Raw genomic sequence first — 16195 nt, forward strand, 5'->3', positions numbered from 1 at the left:
GGAGACGTCATTGTTCGGCACCCTGTCGCTGTGGCAGGGCGTCGACGTGCCCGGCCCTTCGCTGTCGCTGGTGGTCATCGACCGCATTCCGTTCCCGCGGCCCGACGATCCGCTGCTGACCGCGCGGCAGCGTGCCGTCGCGGCCCGCGGCGGGAACGGGTTCATGGCGGTCGCCGCCAGCCACGCCGCGCTGCTGCTCGCCCAGGGCGCGGGCAGGCTGCTGCGCCGGGTCGACGACCGCGGCGTGGTGGCCGTGCTGGACTCGCGGATGGCCACCGCCCGCTACGGGGGCTACCTGCGGGACTCGCTGCCGCCGTTCTGGTTGACCACCGACCGGCAGACCGTCTGCGACGCGCTGAACCGTCTCACCGAGGCGGGCCGATGAGACTCGCGGGCGTCATCGTGGCGTGCCTGGCGCTAGTGGGTTGCAGCCATCTTCTCGGCGGAAAACCGGTGTCGGTGTTCGACGACCCGTTTCACGTGGCGGGGCTGCCCGCGACGGACGGGCCGTCCGGCGTGCGGCCCGACGCCCCGAAGCCGACGCGCGACGTGGTGGGCGCCACCGTCGGCAGGGACGACGAGTTGGCCGCGTTGTCGGTCAGCGACATCGAGGAGTTCTGGGCGGGCGGGTACGGCGCCCCGCTCAACGGCAAGTTCACGCCCGTCGCCGAGCTCATGTCGTGGGATTCCAGCGGTGTCAATTCCGAGTTCTGTCACGATGACACCGTCGGCGTCGTCAACGCCGCGTTCTGCCCGGTCGACAACTCCATCGGATGGGACCGTGGCGAGCTGCTTCCCCAACTGCGGAACAGCTTCGGCGACATGGCTGTTGCGATGGTGCTCGCCCACGAGTACGGGCACTCGATCCAGCGTCAGGCCGGGCTGACCGACAAGAGCACGCCGACGCTGGTGTCCGAGCAGCAGGCCGACTGCTTCGCCGGCGTGTACATGCGCTGGGTCGCCGAAGGCAACTCGAAGCGTTTCACGCTGAGCACCGCGGAGGGCTTGAACAACCTGCTGGCGGCGATGATCTCGTTCCGCGATCCGCTGCTGACCGAAGACAACCCGGAGATGAGTGTCGACGCGCACGGCTCGGCGTTCGAGCGGGTCTCGGCTTTTCAGTCCGGCTTCACCGACGGGGTCGCCGCGTGCGCGGGGATCGACGGTCAGGAGATCGCGGCGCGCCGCGGCGATCTGCCGGCGGCGCTGCAACGGGATCAGACCGGCGAGTGGCCGGTGTCCCAGGAGTCGGTCAAGGCCGTCGTCGAAGCCCTGGGCAGGCTGTTCTCGCCGGCCAGCCCGCCGGTGCTCAGTTTCGAGCCCGCCGGGGCCTGCGCCGACGCACGACCCAGCGATCCGGTCTCCTACTGCCCGGCCGCCAACACCATCTTCGTCGACCTGCCGCAGCTGGTGAAGATGGGTGCGCCTGCGCCGGGCGACGACACCGGCCTGGCGTTCGGCGACAACACCGCCTACTCGGCGCTGACGTCGCGGTACATGCTCGCGGTCGAGCACTCCAAGGGCGGCCTGGTGCTCGACAACGCCGAGGCGGCGCTGCGCACCGCCTGCCTGACCGGTGTGGCGACCACGAAGATGTCGGAACCGGTGAGCGTCTCCGACGGCAACACGGTCGCGCTGACCGCCGGCGACCTCGACGAGGCGGTCTCGGGAATCCTGACCAACGGCCTGGTCGCGGGCGACGTGAACGGCGAGTCCGTGCCGTCAGGCTTTTCCCGCATCGACGCGTTCCGCACGGGGGTGCTCGGCGACGAGGAGCGCTGCCTGCGGCGTTACCCGTGATTCTTTGGGTGGGTTTCGGGGGCGTTCTTCGGGTGTCTCGGGCGTCTCGGGGTGTCTGGGGGCGTCTCGGGTGTCTCGGGCGCGGTTCGGGGTGTCTCGGGGCGTTTCGGGCGCGGCTCGGTGCGTTTCGGGCGCGGCTCCGCCGCGAAACTCAACCTACTGCGGCCTTCGCGTGGTGTCGCCGCAGCAGATTGAGTGTCGCGAATCCCCAGTCAACTCGATACCGCCGCCTCCTGCGGCTGGCTGGCCAGCGCCACCAGGCCGAGTTCGTTGTCGCCGGCCAGCAGAGGGTGATGCGGCAGCACCCGCACGGTGTAGCCGACCGAGCCGGCCACCGGCAGCGGGGTTGTCGTCGAAAACACCTCGTCGCCGTTGTCGGCGGTGCCGGTGTGCACCATCGGCACATACAACGGATCCAGCAGCGCGTCGCCGGCATCGACCCGGCCCAGCACCGCCTGCACGGTCACTTCATCGGGCCGCAGGCCGGCCAACCGGACGGTGGCCGTCAGCGTCAGCTCCGAGCCGAGCAGCGGCGTGTCGGGCAGGCCGGCGCTGTCCACCTCCGTGATCTGCAGCTTCGGCCATGCTTCGCCGACCCGCTGACGGTATGCGGCCAGCGCGCGTGCGTTGGCGTAGGGCTTGCCGTTCACCGGTTCCACCGTCTGGCGCAGCGACTGCGCCGCGGGGGCGTAGTACTTGTCGGTGTAGTCGCGAACCATCCGCGATGCCAACACCTTCGGGCCCAGCGTCTGCAGCGTGTGCCGCACCATCTCCACCCACCGACGCGGCAGCCCGGACTCGTCGCGCTCGTAGAACTTCGGTGCCACCGCGCGTTCGAGCAGGTTGTACAGCGCGTTGGCTTCGAGGTCATCGCGGCGGTTCTCGTCTGCGATGCCGTCGGCGGTCGGTATCTCCCAACCGTTTTCGCCGTCGTACCACTCGTCCCACCAGCCGTCGCGGATGGACAGGTTCAGCCCGCCGTTGAGCGCGCTCTTCATTCCCGACGTGCCGCACGCCTCCAGCGGCCGCAGCGGGTTGTTGAGCCAGACGTCGCAACCCCAGTACAGCAGCCTTGCCATCGACATGTCGTAGTCGGGCAGAAACGCGATCCGGTGACGTACTTCCGGGCGGTCGGCGAACCGCACGACCTGCTGGATCAGCGCCTTGCCGCCGTCGTCGGCGGGATGCGACTTGCCCGCGACGATCATCTGAATCGGCCGATCCTCGTCGAGCAGCAGTCGTTCCAGCCGGTCCGGGTCACGCAGCATCAATGTCAGGCGCTTATAGGTGGGAACCCGGCGGGCGAACCCCACCGTGAGCACGTTGGGATCGAAAGCCGCGTCGATCCAACCCAATTCGGCCTCCGATGCGCCCCGCTCCTGCCACGACTTCCGCAGCCGGCGACGTACGTCCTCGACCAGCAACTCACGCAGATGCGACCGGATCCACCACATGTGGCCGGGGTCCACCTGTTGGAGCCGTTGCCATACCGCCGGCTCGCTGAAAGAGTCGGAGCCGACCAGCTCCCGCCCGAGCTCCATCCAGTGCGGTGCGGCCCACGTCGGCCCGTGCACGCCGTTGGTGATCGACCCGATCGGCACTTCGTCAGGGTCGAATCCGGGCCACAGCTCGTTGAACATCGCCCGGCTCACGCGCCCGTGCAGCAGCGATACGCCGTTGGCCCGTTGGGCCAGCCGAAGACCCATGTGCGCCATGTTGAACATCGACGGGTCGTCCTCGGCGCCCAGCGCGATGATCCGATCCAACGGCACACCCGGCAGCAGCACCGAGGACCGGGGGCTGTCGTCGGGTGCGGCGCCGGCGGCGCCGAAGTAGTGCCGCACCATGCTGACCGGAAACCGGTCGATCCCGGCGGGCACCGGGGTGTGGGTGGTGAACACCGTGCCGGCGCGCACCACGGTCAGCGCCGTGTCGAAATCGAGTTTCTGGTCGGTGATCAGCTCACGGATCCGCTCGAGCCCGAGGAATCCGGCGTGCCCCTCGTTCATGTGGAAAACCTCGGGCGCGGGAAGGCCTTCGGCGGCCGTGAACGCCCGGATCGCGCGCACCCCGCCGACACCTGCGAGAATCTCCTGCTTGATCCGGTGGTCCTGGTCGCCGCCATAGAGGCGGTCGGTGACGCCGCGCAGGTCGTGCTCGTTTTCGGGAATGTCGGAATCCAGCAGCAGCAACGGGATTCGGCCGACCTGCGCGACCCAGATCCGGGCCCGCAATTCCCGAGCGCCCGGCAGCGTCAGCGCCACCAGGACGGCATCGCCGGACGAGTCCGTCAGCAGCCGCAGCGGCAGCCCCTGCGGGTCGATCGACGGATACGTCTCGTGCTGCCAGCCGTCCGCGGTCAGCGACTGGCGAAAGTATCCGGACCGGTAGTACAACCCGACCCCGATCAGCGGCAAGCCCAGATCCGACGCCGCCTTGAGATGATCGCCGGCCAGGATGCCCAACCCGCCCGAATAGTTCGGCAGCACTTCTGAGACACCGAATTCCATCGAGAAGTACGCGATTCCCGTCGGCAACGCCGCGCCCTCCCGCAGCTGGTCCTGATACCACAGCGGACGCGACAGGTAATCGGCCAGATCGTCGGCGAGGCGGTCCAGCCGTGCGAGGAACTGCTCGTCGACGGCCAGCGCATCGAGTCGCTGCGGGCTCACGGCGCCCAGCAGCGCGACCGGATCCCGCCCAGAACGCTCCCACAGGATGGGATCGATCGCGGCGAACAGATCCTGTGTCGGCTTGTCCCACGACGACCGCAGGTTCACCGACAGCCCCTCGAGTGCGGCAAGCCGATCGGGCAGGTGGGCACGGACCGTGAAACGACGCAGAGCCTTCACGCGGGTCAACCTTAGGAGACATTCGGCGTCCGCGCAGTTCCCGGACAATGTCGTCAACGTCACGTCGCCGGCGTTTAACGCCTACATCGCCCCCCGCGTTTAGCCCGGACACTACGGTGGAAAGCGCGTGAGGAGGACCTGAAAGCAACGCCTTGGTAAGGAGTGATTGGGTGCCCGGACGCATCGAGATCGACGACGTGAAGCCCGTTGTTTCCGGCGGCGCCTACCCGGCCAGGGCGGTGGTCGGCGAGATCGTCCCCGTGCGGGCCACGGTGTGGCGCGAAGGCCACGACGCCGTCGCCGCGACACTGGTCGTGCGGTACATGGGACGGTCCTATCCGCGGCTGGCCGACGCCGGCAGGCATCGGGCCGACGCCGGCGGCGTCCGCCCGGTCGGCGCACCCGTCCCCGGCGCGGCGACCACCGCAGTGCCCCGGGTCAGGCCGATCGCGACGCCGATGGCGCTGGGCCGCACGCCCGACGTGTTCCACGGCCAGTTCACCCCGGACAGCGTCGGCCTGTGGACGTTCCGGGTCGACGGCTGGGGTGACCCCATCAGCACCTGGCGCCACAACGTCACCGCGAAGCTCGACGCCGGGCAGGGCGAGGCCGAGTTGTCGAACGACCTGCAGCTCGGGGCGCGTTGGTTCGAACGGGCGGCCACCGGTGTGCCGCGCAAGCTCCGCGATCCGCTGCTGGAGGCGGCGGCCGCGCTGCACGCGAGCGGGGACCCGGTCGAGCGGGTGGGCGTCGCAACGACGTTGGAGATCGATGAGCTGCTCGCCCAGTTTCCACTGCGTGAGCTGGTCACCCGCGGGGAGACGTACGGGGTGTGGGTCGACCGCCCGCTGGCCCGGTTCGGCGCGTGGTACGAACTGTTTCCACGCTCCACAGGCGGCCGGGACAAGAAGGGCAAGCCGGTACACGGCACCTTTGCGACCGCCGCCAAGGAGCTGCCCAGGATCGCCGACATGGGCTTCGACGTGGTCTACCTCGCGCCGATTCACCCGATCGGCAAGGTGCACCGCAAAGGCCGCAACAACTCCGTCACCGCCGCCCCCGGCGATGTCGGATCACCCTGGGCGATAGGCAGCGACGAGGGCGGCCACGACGCGGTCCACCCGAAGCTGGGCACCATCGACGACTTCGACGAGTTCGTCAGGGCAACCCGTGACCTCGGCATGGAGGTGGCCCTCGACCTGGCGCTGCAGTGCGCACCCGACCACCCGTGGGCCAAAGAGCACCGCAAGTGGTTCACCGAACTGCCCGACGGCACCATCGCGTATGCGGAGAACCCACCCAAGAAGTACCAGGACATCTACCCGCTGAACTTCGACAACGAGCCCTCGGGCCTGTACGAGGAGGTGTTGCGCGTCGTCCGGCACTGGATGGACCACGGCATCAAGGTGTTCCGGGTCGACAACCCGCACACCAAGCCACCGGACTTCTGGGCGTGGCTGATCGAGCAGGTCAAGGACATCGACCCCGATGTGCTGTTCCTGTCGGAGGCGTTCACGCGCCCGGCCCGGCTGTACGGCCTGGCCAAGCTGGGCTTCACCCAGTCCTACACGTACTTCACCTGGCGCACGTCGAAGTGGGAGCTGACCGAGTTCGGGGAGCAGATCGCCGAGCACGCCGATTACGCGCGGCCCAACCTGTTCGTCAACACGCCCGACATCCTGCATGAAAGCCTGCAGCGGGGTGGCCCCGGCATGTTCGCGATCCGCGCGGTGCTGGCGTCGACGATGAGTCCCGCGTGGGGCATGTACTCGGGGTATGAGCTGTTCGAGCACCGTCCGGTGCGCGAGGGCAGTGAGGAGTACCTGGACTCGGAGAAGTACGAGTTGCGGCCGCGCGACTTCGAAGGGGCACGCGAGCGCGGCGCGTCACTGGAGCCGTTCGTCACGCGACTCAACGAGATCCGGCGGCTGCATCCTGCCCTGCAGCAGTTGCGGACGATCCGCTTCCACCACGTCGACAACGACGCCCTGGTGGCATACAGCAAGTTCGATCCCGCGACCGGCGACGCCGTACTCGTCGTGGTGACGCTCAACGCCTTTGCTCCCGAACAGGCGACACTGTGGTTGGACATGCCCGCGCTGGGTATGGACTGGCATGACCGCTTCTGGGTCCGCGACGAGATCACCGGCGAGGAATACCAGTGGGGGCAGGCCAACTATGTGCGCCTCGACCCGGCCAAGGCCGTCGCGCACATCGTGAACCTGCCCCGCATACCTGACGAAGAACGATTGAATCTATTGCGCAGGGAGTGACGGGAATGACGCAATCGCAGCAGCGCACGGGCGGCTATCTGGCGCCCGATCGATCCGACCTGGACCGGCTGCTCGCCGGCGAGCACCACGACCCGCACTCGGTGCTGGGAGCCCACGAGTACGGCGGGGTCACCGTGATCCGGGCATACCGTCCGCACGCCGTGGAGGTGGTCGCCCTCGTCGGCCCGGACCGATTCGAAATGGCCCACATCGAGTCCGGGTTGTTCGCGGTCGCGCTGCCGTTCACGGACCTCGTGGACTACCGACTCGAGATCAGCTACCACGGGGCCGGGGACGGACCCGACGCCCACGTCGTCGCCGACGCGTACCGGTTCCTGCCGACCCTCGGCGAGGTCGACCTGCACCTGTTCGCCGAGGGCCGGCACGAGCGGCTGTGGGAGATCATGGGCGCGCACCCGCGCTCGTTCACGACGCCCGACGGTGAGGTGCGCGGGGTGTCGTTCGCCGTCTGGGCGCCCAATGCCAAGGGCGTCAGCCTGATCGGTGACTTCAATCACTGGGACGGCAGCGAGGCGCAGCTGCGGGCGCTCGGGTCCACGGGGGTGTGGGAACTGTTCTGGCCCGGTTTCGATGTCGGCGAACTCTACAAATTCCGCGTGCACGGCGCCGACGGCGTGGTCACCGACCGGGCCGACCCGTTCGCGTTCGCCACCGAGGTGCCGCCGCAGACGGCGTCGCGGGTGGCGGCCAGCGCATTCGAGTGGGATGACGCCGACTGGATGACCCGGCGGGCGCGGAAAAACCCGGTGTTCGAACCGATGAGCACCTACGAGGTACACCTGCCGTCGTGGCGGCCCGGGCTCGGCTATCGCCAGCTCGCCGATGAGCTCACCGCATACGTGGTCTCGCAGGGATTCACGCACGTCGAGCTGCTGCCGGTCGCGGAGCATCCGTTCGGCGGCTCGTGGGGTTACCAGGTCACGTCCTACTATGCCCCGACGTCTCGGCTGGGCACGCCCGACGACTTCCGGGCGCTGGTCGACGCGCTGCACCGGGCCGGCGTAGGCGTGATCGTCGACTGGGTGCCCGCGCATTTCCCCAAGGACGCATGGGCGTTGGGGCGATTCGACGGCACGCCGCTCTACGAGCATTCCGACCCGCGGCGCGGCGAGCAACTCGACTGGGGCACCTACGTGTTCGACTTCGGCCGACCCGAGGTCCGCAACTTCCTGGTCGCCAACGCGCTGTACTGGCTGGAGGAGTTCCACGTCGACGGCCTGCGGGTGGACGCCGTGGCGTCGATGCTCTACCTGGACTACTCGCGGCCGGAAGGCGGCTGGACGCCGAACATCCACGGCGGACGCGAGAACCTGGAGGCGGTGCAGTTCCTGCAGGAGATGAACGCCACGGTGCACAAGGCGGCCCCGGGCATCGTCACGGTCGCCGAGGAGTCGACGTCCTGGCCTGGTGTCACACGTCCGACAAGCATTGGCGGACTTGGCTTTTCGATGAAGTGGAACATGGGGTGGATGAACGACACGCTTGACTACATCCAGCGCGACCCCGTACACCGCAGCTACCACCACCACGAGATGACGTTCTCGATGCTGTACGCGTTCAGCGAGAACTACGTCCTGCCCATCAGCCACGACGAAGTGGTGCACGGCAAGGGCACGTTGTGGGGCCGGATGCCGGGCAACGACCACATGAAGGCAGCGGGCGTGCGCAGCCTGCTGGCCTATCAGTGGGCCCATCCCGGTAAACAACTGCTGTTCATGGGCCAGGAATTCGGCCAGCGCGACGAGTGGTCGGAAGAGCGCGGCGTGGACTGGCACCAGCTCGCGGAGAACGGATTCTCGGGCGGCGTCGCACGGATGGTGCGCGACATCAACGAGATCTACCGCAGCCACCCGGCGCTGTGGAGCCAGGACACCAGCCCCGAGGGCTATTCGTGGATCGACGCCAACGACTCCGCGAACAACGTCCTGAGCTTCCTGCGGTTCGGCACCGACGGGTCGATGCTGGCCTGCGTGTTCAACTTCTCCGGGTCGGAACACGCCCGTTACCGGCTGGGCCTGCCGCAGGCGGGACGCTGGTGCGAGGTGCTGAACACCGACGCGACGGATTACAACGGCGCCGGTGTGGGCAACTACGGCGCGGTGGAGGCCACCGAGGAGCCGTGGCACGGCCGGCCGGCATCGGCGGTGATGGTGCTGCCGCCGCTGTCGGCGCTGTGGCTGCAGCCCGAGTAGGCGCGGGGTCAGTACAGCGCGTTGGCCAGCTTGCGCCGGCCGTTGACGACGGCCGGTTCGGCGGGGTCGAACAGATCGAACAGCTCGACAAGGCGCGTGCGCACCCTGGTCCGGTCGTCGCCGGAGGTGCGCTGGATGAGCTTGATCAACCGGTCGAACGCGGCGTCGATCTGCTGATGCAGGATGTCGACGTCGGCGGCGGCAAACGCGGCGTCGATGTCGTCGGGCGCCGCGCCGGCGACCCGGGCGGCGTCGGGCCGTTGCTTGGTGGCGCGGTTCAAGAACGAGATCTGGCGCACCGCCCCGTTGGCTTCGGGGTGGCCCGGGTCGGCGTCGAGGATGGCCTGGTAGGCCCCCAGCGCGGCGTCGAAGTTTCCCGAGTCCAGCAGTTCGCGGGCCTTGGCCAGCCCGGGATCGACCTGCTCGGGCTCGTCCGAACCCGGCGCGCCGGCGAGCTTGCCCGCCGTCGCCGACAGCAGCGAATCGACCCAGCGACGCAGCTGCTCGGGCGGCTGCACACCCTGGAAACTCGAAATCGGCTGCCCCGCGGCGACCGCCACCACGGTCGGAACAGCCTGCACGCCGAAGATCTGCGCGACTCTGGGCGCGGCGTCGACGTTCACGCTGGCCAGCGACCACTTGCCGGTGTCGGCGGCGGCCAGAACGGCCAGGGCGTCGGCCAGCTGCGCCGACGCGTCACTGCGTGGCGACCACAACAGCACGACGACCGGCACTTCGTCGGACCGGGCCAACACCTCGGCTTCGAAATTCGCCTCGGTGATCTCGACGCCGGCCTGAGGGCCGCCGGTGCCCTGGTTCTGCTGGGAGGCACGCTGTTTGAGCGCTGACAGATCGACGGCGCCCGCCATGGCGGGCGGGACGGACGGACGCGGACGAGTCACGCCGTCAAGTCTGTCACGTCATTGCCGGCGCCGGGTCAGCCGCCTGATCGGCCCATATGACGAAGATCACACCGCGGGGCGGCAGGCCGATCGCCAGCAACGCCGGCAACGGTACGCGGACTGCGCGGTCATCACGGCGCCCGCAGGATCAGCGCGTCGCCCTGGCCGCCGGCCCCGCACAACGCGGCAACGCCGTAGCCGGACCCGCGGCGGGCCAGCCCGAGGGCCGCGTGCAGCGTGATCCGGGCACCGGACATGCCGATCGGATGCCCGACGGCGATCGCCCCGCCGTCGACGTTGACGATGTCGGGATCGATGCCCAGCTCACGGGTCGACGCCAACGCGACCGCCGCGAACGCCTCGTTGATCTCCACCACGTCGAGTTGCCCGACGGAGATGCCCTCGCGCGCGACGGCCTTCCTGATCGCGTTCGCCGGCTGGGACTGCAACGTGGAGTCCGGCCCGGCGACCACGCCGTGGGCGCCGATCTCGACCAGCCAACTCAGCCCGAGCTGTTCGGCCTTTTGCCTGCTCATCACCACGACGGCGGCCGCGCCGTCGGAGATCTGCGATGACGACCCCGCGGTGATGGTGCCGTCCGGCCGGAACGCCGGCTTAAGCCCGGCGAGCGATTCGGCGGTGGTGTTGGCGCGGATTCCCTCGTCCTCGGTGAACTCGACGGGATCGCCCTTGCGCTGCGGAATCTTCACCGCCACGACCTCGTCGGCGAAGACACCGTCCTTCCAGGCGGCGGCCGCCTTCTGATGAGAGCGGGCAGCGAACTCGTCCTGCTCGGCGCGGGTCAATTGGTCGACGGCGTTGCGCTGTTCGGTGAGAGCGCCCATCGGCTGGTCGGTGAACACGTCGTGCAGGCCGTCGTAGGCCATGTGGTCGAGGACGGTGACGTTGCCGTACTTGTACCCGGCCCGGCTGTCCATCAGCAGATGCGGCGCCCTCGTCATGGACTCCTGGCCACCGGCGACGACGACCTCGAACTCGCCGGCGCGGATCAGCTGATCGGCGAGCGCGATCGCGTCGATGCCCGACAGGCACATCTTGTTGATGGTCAACGCGGGCACGTCCCAACCGACGCCGGCGGCCACCGCCGCCTGCCGCGCCGGCATCTGGCCCGCACCGGCGGTGAGCACCTGGCCCATGATCACGTAGTCGACCAGCGATGCCGGCACGTTCGCCTTGTCCAGGGCGCCCGCGATCGCGATCGCACCGAGGTCGCTGCCCGAGAAGCCTTTCAGCGAACCCATCAGCCTGCCGATCGGTGTACGGGCTCCAGCAACGATGACCGACGTCGTCATGAGTACCTCCGGGGGCTGCGTTCGGCGGTTGCCCGGACCGACCGGGAAAGCGGAATCTTTGTCGTTAGGTTACCTTGGCGTTATGACCACCGAGCAGGTCGATGCCCGGCCCGTCCTGGCCAGCGCGTTGGTGACGGCAATCGACCACATCGGGATAGCGGTCGCGGATCTGGACGTCGCGATCGCGTGGTACCACGACCACCTCGGCATGATCGTGTTGCACGAGGAGGTCAACGACGACCAGGGTATCCGCGAGGCCATGCTCGCGGTGCGCGGCGCGCCGGTGGGCGCCGCCCAGCTGCAGCTGATGGCGCCGATCGACGACTCCTCGGTGATCGCGAAGTTCCTCGACAAGCGCGGCCCCGGCATTCAGCAGCTCGCCTACCGCGTGAGCAACATCGAGGAGCTGACGAACCGGCTGCAGGCCCAGGGGGTGCGGCTGCTCTACGACACGCCGCGACGCGGCACCGCCGATTCCCGGATCAACTTCATTCATCCGAAAGATGCCGACGGCGTTCTGATCGAGCTGGTCGAGCCGGCGTCGGGGTAATGAGCCGCTAGGACCACTTCCGAGTCGGGCCACGCGTAGCGCGGTGCGTCCAGCACGGCGTGTGCCAGTGTCGGCGGTCGTCGGCGCCCCGTTCGCCGAGGTCCGCGGGCCAGACGACCAAATGAGCCGTCCCTGAACTGATTTCGTGATCGCACCCAGGGCAACGATAGGTCTTCGTGGCGCGCGCCGCCGCGATCGGGCGCACCTCATAGTCGTATCCGTCCGGCCCCGTCTCGATACGGCGCACCAAGGCAGGCGGCGGCAGTGCATGCCGTCGCGGCGATCTGGCCCGCCGTGCCACACGACAAGTCTAAGAGTTGGTCAGAACAGCCGGTAGTCGGCGGTTTCCATCCCACGCATGTCGTCGTAATCCAAAGTGATGCAACGGATACCGCGGTCCATCGCAAGGGTGCGGGCCTGCGGTTTGATCTGCTGGGCGGCGAAGACACCGCTGACCGGCGCGAGCAGGCTGTCGCGGTTGAGCAGCTCGAGATAGCGCGTGAGCTGTTCGACACCGTCGATCTCGCCGCGGCGCTTGATCTCCACCGCGACGGAGCGGCCCCGCTCGTCACGGCAGAGAAGATCGACGGGGCCGATCGGTGTCATGTACTCGCGCCGCACCAATGTGTAACCGCTGCCCAGTAATTCGACGTGCTCGGCCAGCAGTTCCTGCAGGTGCGCCTCGACACCGTCCTTCACCAGTCCCGGGTCGACGCCGAGTTCGTGACTGCTGTCGTGCTCGACGCTTTCGAGCGTGATCCGCAGTTGCTCCCCGGCCTTGTTCTGAACCACCCACACCGGCAGCGGCCCGTCGGTCTGCTCGGTGAGCCGGCACGGCGGGCTCATCCAGTTGAGCGGTTTGTAGGCGCGGTCGTCGGCGTGCACGCTGACCGATCCATCGGCCTTGATCAGCAGCAGCCGGCGTGCCGACGGCAGATGCGCGGTGAGTCGTCCCAGATAGTCCACCGTGCACTGGGCGATCACGAGACGCACCGCTCCACTGTAGGGCGAGATCGGAAGCGGTCGTTAGGCTGACGCCACCATGGTTGCCAGCGGGTCGGTCGCGCAGCGGCTGGGCGGCGTGCTCGAGCGGGTCACCCGGCAAAGCGGCCGCCTGGCGGAACCGTCCGATTTCGGATCGCTGTTGCTCGGGCGGGCGTCGGAGAGCCCGGCCCGCCGCCGCGTCCGGATCCAGGTGATCCTGACGACGTTCATCGTCATTGCGAACCTGCTCGGCGTCGGCGTCGCGATCTTGCTGGTCACCGTCGCATTTCCGGTGCCGAGTGTGGTCAGCGACGCGCCCGCGTGGCTCACGTTCGGCGTCGTTCCGGCCTACATCGTGGCCGCGCTGATCGTCGGGGTCATCTGGGTGACCCGGCGGGGGGTGAACGCGCTCCGGTGGGCGATCGAAGAGCGACCCCCGACCGCCGAGGACCAGCGCAACACTTTCGTCGCCCCGTGGCGCCTGACGGTGGTCCAGCTCATCTTGTGGGGTGTGGGCACCGTGCTGCTCACGACGCTCTACGGGCTGGTGAACCGCGCCGCCGCGCCGGTTCGCCGCGGGCATCATGGGCCGGATCATGACGGTGTGGATGCTCGGCTCGGGTGTCCCGATGCTGGGCATCGTGCTCGCCGCCGTATTCGCACTCTCGCTGCGCACATCGAGCTCGGCGGCGAAGAGCGCCACGTCGCGGTGCTGTTCGTCGACGTCACCGGCTCCACCCAGCTGGTGGCCAGCCGGCCGCCGATGGAGGTCGTCGAACTACTCAACCGGTTCTTCGGGGTGATCGTCGAGGAGGTCGACCGCCACAGCGGCCTGGTCAACAAGTTCGAGGGCGACGCCACCCTTGCGGTGTTCGGTGCGCCGGTCCGCCTGGACCGGCCGGAGGACGAGGCGTTGGCCGCCGCGCGGACGATCGCCCGGCGACTGCGCGACGAGGTACCGGAGTGCCCCGCGGGCCTGGGCGTCGCGGCGGGCAGCGTGGTGGCGGGCAACGTCGGCGCGGCTGAGCGCTTCGAGTACACCGTGATCGGGGATCCCGTGCACGAGGCGGCCCGGCTCAGCGAACTGGCCAAGTCGACACCCGAACGGCTGCTGGCGTCCTCGCCCGCCGCTGAGGCCGCAAGCGAAAGCGAACGCGCTCATTGGGAATTGGACGACGCGGTGGTGTTGCGCGGGCGCGACAACCCGACCCGACTCGCGAAGCCGACCGACTGCTAGGCCGACCGGACACCCCGGGCACGAGCCGACCGTGATGTCGGATTTCCGCCAGTGATGTCGGTGGGTGCGTGTAATCCTCGGGTTATGCACGAAGACTTCGACCGCTGCTTCCGGGCGATGCACTCCAAGGACGCCCGGTTCGACGGTTGGTTCGTCACCGCCGTGACGACCACGAAGATCTACTGCCGGCCGAGCTGCCCGGCCCGGCCACCGTATGCGCGCAACGTACGCTTCTACCCGACCGCCGCCGCGGCCCAGCGGGCCGGATTCCGGCCGTGCAAGCGCTGCCGGCCGGACGCCTCGCCGGGTTCGCCGGAGTGGAACGTGCGGGGCGACGTGGTGGCGCGGGCGATGCGGCTGATCGCCGACGGCACGGTTGACCGCCAGGGCGTCGGCGGATTGGCGGCCCGGCTCGGCTACACCCCGCGCCAACTGGAGCGGCTGCTGCAGGCCGAAGTCGGCGCGAACCCGCTCGCGCTGGCGCGGGCACAGCGCACGCAGACCGCGCGGGTACTGATCGAAACCACCGACCTGCCGTTCAGCGACGTGGCGTTCGCCGCGGGTTTCTCGAGCATCCGGCAGTTCAACGACACCGTGCGAGCGGTGTGCGACAGCACGCCGACGGGGCTGCGCAGGCGGGCGGCCAGGCACCGGGACCGGCGCGCGCCGGCCGGAACCGGAGCCGTATCACTGCGGCTGCCCACCCGTTCACCGTTCGCCTACGACGGCGTCTTCGGGCACCTGGCGGCCGGCGCCGTGCCCGGTTGCGAGGAGGTGCGCGACGGTGCCTACCGACGCACGCTGCGTCTTCCCCACGGCACGGGCATCGTCGGCCTGACCCCCGCACCCGATCATGTGCGCTGCGAACTGCTGCTCGACGACTTCCGTGACCTGTCCACCGCAATCGCGCGCTGCCGGCGACTACTGGACCTGGACGCCGATCCGGAGGCGGTCGACGAGGCGCTTCGCGCCGACGCCAATCTTGCCGCCCTGGTGCGCAAAGCACCGGGCCAGCGGATACCGCGCGCCGTCGACGAAGCCGAACTCGCGTTGCGGGCGGTGATCGGGCAGCAGGTGTCCATGAAGGCGGCCCGCACCCACACCGCGAGGATCGTCGAGGCGTACGGACGGCCGGTCACCGACCCGGCCGGGGATCTGACGTGGGCGTTTCCCTCGGTGGCGGAGCTTGCCGACATCGATCCCACCCGCCTGGGGTTTCCCCGGTCGCGGCGGCAAACCGTGGTTGCCCTGATCGAGGCGCTGATCAACGGTGACGTGGTTCTCGACACCGGGTGTGACCGGGAGCGGGCGCGAAGGCAACTGCTCGCGCTGCCCGGGATCGGTTCGTGGACCGCTGAAGTCGTCGCGATGCGGGCGCTCGGCGATCCGGATGCCTTCCCCGCCACAGACGGCGGCGTGCGCCGGGCGGCCAACCAGCTGGGCCTGCGCGCCCTGACCGAGGACAGCTCACGGTGGCGACCGTGGCGCTCATACGCCACCCAGTACCTGTGGACCTCACTGGATCATCCGGTAAATCATTGGCCCCCAAAGGAGAAGCGATGACCAATCCCCACTTCCGGACTGTCGACAGCCCGGTCGGACCACTGACGCTGGCCGGCCACGGGGACACGTTGACGAACCTGCGAATGGTCGATCAGACCCATGAGCCGGACCGGGCGGGCTGGGAGCCCGACGAGGACGCATTCCCCGAGGCCGTCGAGCAACTCGCGGCATACTTCGCCGGCGAGCGGACAAGCTTCGACCTCGACCTCGAGCTGGGCGGCACGGAGTTCCAGCGCCGGGTGTGGTCCGCCCTGCAGACGATTCCGTACGGGGAGACGAGGTCCTACCGCGACATCGCCGCGCAGGTCGGCGCCCCGAGCGCCTTCCGCGCCGTCGGGCTGGCCAACGGACGCAATCCGATCGGCATCATCGTGCCGTGTCACCGGGTGATCGGCGCCGGCGGGAGTCTCACCGGCTACGGCGGCGGGCTCGACCGCAAACGCCTCCTGCTCGAATTGGAAGGGAGCAGGACCGTCGCGACGCTGTTCGACTGAATTCTCGCCGTAAT

The 16195-nt window shown here is 68.9% G+C and carries 12 protein-coding genes and 1 pseudogene; 8 read left to right on the forward strand and 5 right to left on the reverse strand.

Going from position 1 to position 16195, the window contains the following annotated elements:
* Positions 1-385, forward strand: a 385-nt coding sequence (locus tag VKG81_RS01400) for a helicase C-terminal domain-containing protein (RefSeq protein ID WP_324389038.1), incomplete at its 5' end; no start/stop codon positions are given.
* The gene (locus tag VKG81_RS01405; RefSeq protein WP_324389039.1) at positions 382-1800 is read left to right on the forward strand and encodes a neutral zinc metallopeptidase; all 1419 of its coding nucleotides are present in this window, start codon (positions 382-384) and stop codon (positions 1798-1800) included. The genes VKG81_RS01400 and VKG81_RS01405, both read left to right, overlap by 4 nt.
* Before the next feature lie 212 nt (positions 1801-2012).
* Here VKG81_RS01405 and glgP read toward each other — a convergent pair whose 3' ends face one another.
* Positions 2013-4652, reverse strand: coding sequence for an alpha-glucan family phosphorylase (gene glgP, locus VKG81_RS01410; RefSeq protein ID WP_324389040.1), 2640 nt, complete (start codon positions 4650-4652; stop codon positions 2013-2015).
* 170 nt (positions 4653-4822) lie between these two features.
* On the opposite strand from glgP, the gene VKG81_RS01415 reads away from it, so the two are divergent.
* Together VKG81_RS01415 and glgB are read left to right on the forward strand one after the other, a co-directional pair.
* Positions 4823-6925 (forward strand): alpha-1,4-glucan--maltose-1-phosphate maltosyltransferase, encoded by a 2103-nt coding sequence (locus VKG81_RS01415; RefSeq protein ID WP_324389041.1) that lies wholly within the window; start codon positions 4823-4825, stop codon positions 6923-6925.
* A gap of 5 nt (positions 6926-6930) precedes the next feature.
* Entirely contained in the window at positions 6931-9138 is a 2208-nt protein-coding gene (glgB, locus tag VKG81_RS01420) for a 1,4-alpha-glucan branching protein GlgB (protein ID WP_324389042.1), read from the forward strand.
* Positions 9139-9146: 8 nt separating this feature from the next.
* On the opposite strand, the gene VKG81_RS01425 is transcribed toward glgB, so the two are convergent.
* Together VKG81_RS01425 and VKG81_RS01430 are read right to left on the reverse strand one after the other, a co-directional pair.
* Positions 9147-10040, reverse strand: coding sequence for a tetratricopeptide repeat protein (locus tag VKG81_RS01425; RefSeq protein WP_324389043.1), 894 nt, complete (start codon positions 10038-10040; stop codon positions 9147-9149).
* Between the two features lie 131 nt (positions 10041-10171).
* Entirely contained in the window at positions 10172-11353 is a 1182-nt protein-coding gene (locus tag VKG81_RS01430) for an acetyl-CoA C-acetyltransferase (RefSeq protein WP_324389044.1), read from the reverse strand.
* Between the two features lie 82 nt (positions 11354-11435).
* On the opposite strand from VKG81_RS01430, the gene mce reads away from it, so the two are divergent.
* On the forward strand, positions 11436-11903 hold the full coding sequence (gene mce, locus VKG81_RS01435; RefSeq protein ID WP_324389045.1) for a methylmalonyl-CoA epimerase: 468 nt from the start codon (positions 11436-11438) through the stop codon (positions 11901-11903).
* Positions 11904-11910: 7 nt separating this feature from the next.
* Here the strand turns inward: mce and VKG81_RS01440 are convergent, their stop codons facing one another.
* Both VKG81_RS01440 and nucS read right to left on the reverse strand, forming a co-directional pair.
* The gene (locus VKG81_RS01440; RefSeq protein ID WP_324389046.1) at positions 11911-12204 is read right to left on the reverse strand and encodes a hypothetical protein; all 294 of its coding nucleotides are present in this window, start codon (positions 12202-12204) and stop codon (positions 11911-11913) included.
* 20 nt (positions 12205-12224) lie between these two features.
* Positions 12225-12896 carry an endonuclease NucS gene (nucS, locus tag VKG81_RS01445; protein WP_324389047.1) on the reverse strand — a complete coding sequence of 224 codons (672 nt, stop codon included), beginning with the start codon at positions 12894-12896 and terminating at the stop codon, positions 12225-12227.
* Between the two features lie 49 nt (positions 12897-12945).
* On the opposite strand from nucS, the pseudogene VKG81_RS01450 reads away from it, so the two are divergent.
* From VKG81_RS01450 to VKG81_RS01460, 3 genes and pseudogenes are all read left to right on the forward strand, one after another.
* Positions 12946-14124, forward strand: a pseudogene (locus tag VKG81_RS01450) (adenylate/guanylate cyclase domain-containing protein).
* Between the two features lie 84 nt (positions 14125-14208).
* Positions 14209-15687: a DNA-3-methyladenine glycosylase 2 family protein gene (locus tag VKG81_RS01455; RefSeq protein ID WP_324389048.1), complete on the forward strand. Its 1479-nt coding sequence runs from the start codon at positions 14209-14211 to the stop codon at positions 15685-15687.
* Positions 15684-16181 carry a methylated-DNA--[protein]-cysteine S-methyltransferase gene (locus VKG81_RS01460; protein WP_324389049.1) on the forward strand — a complete coding sequence of 166 codons (498 nt, stop codon included), beginning with the start codon at positions 15684-15686 and terminating at the stop codon, positions 16179-16181. The genes VKG81_RS01455 and VKG81_RS01460 overlap by 4 nt, the downstream gene beginning before the upstream one ends.
* Positions 16182-16195 lie beyond the last annotated feature (14 nt).

The sequence above is a fragment of the Mycobacterium sp. genome, from assembly GCF_035314905.1.
Classification (GTDB): Bacteria; Actinomycetota; Actinomycetes; order Mycobacteriales; family Mycobacteriaceae; genus Mycobacterium.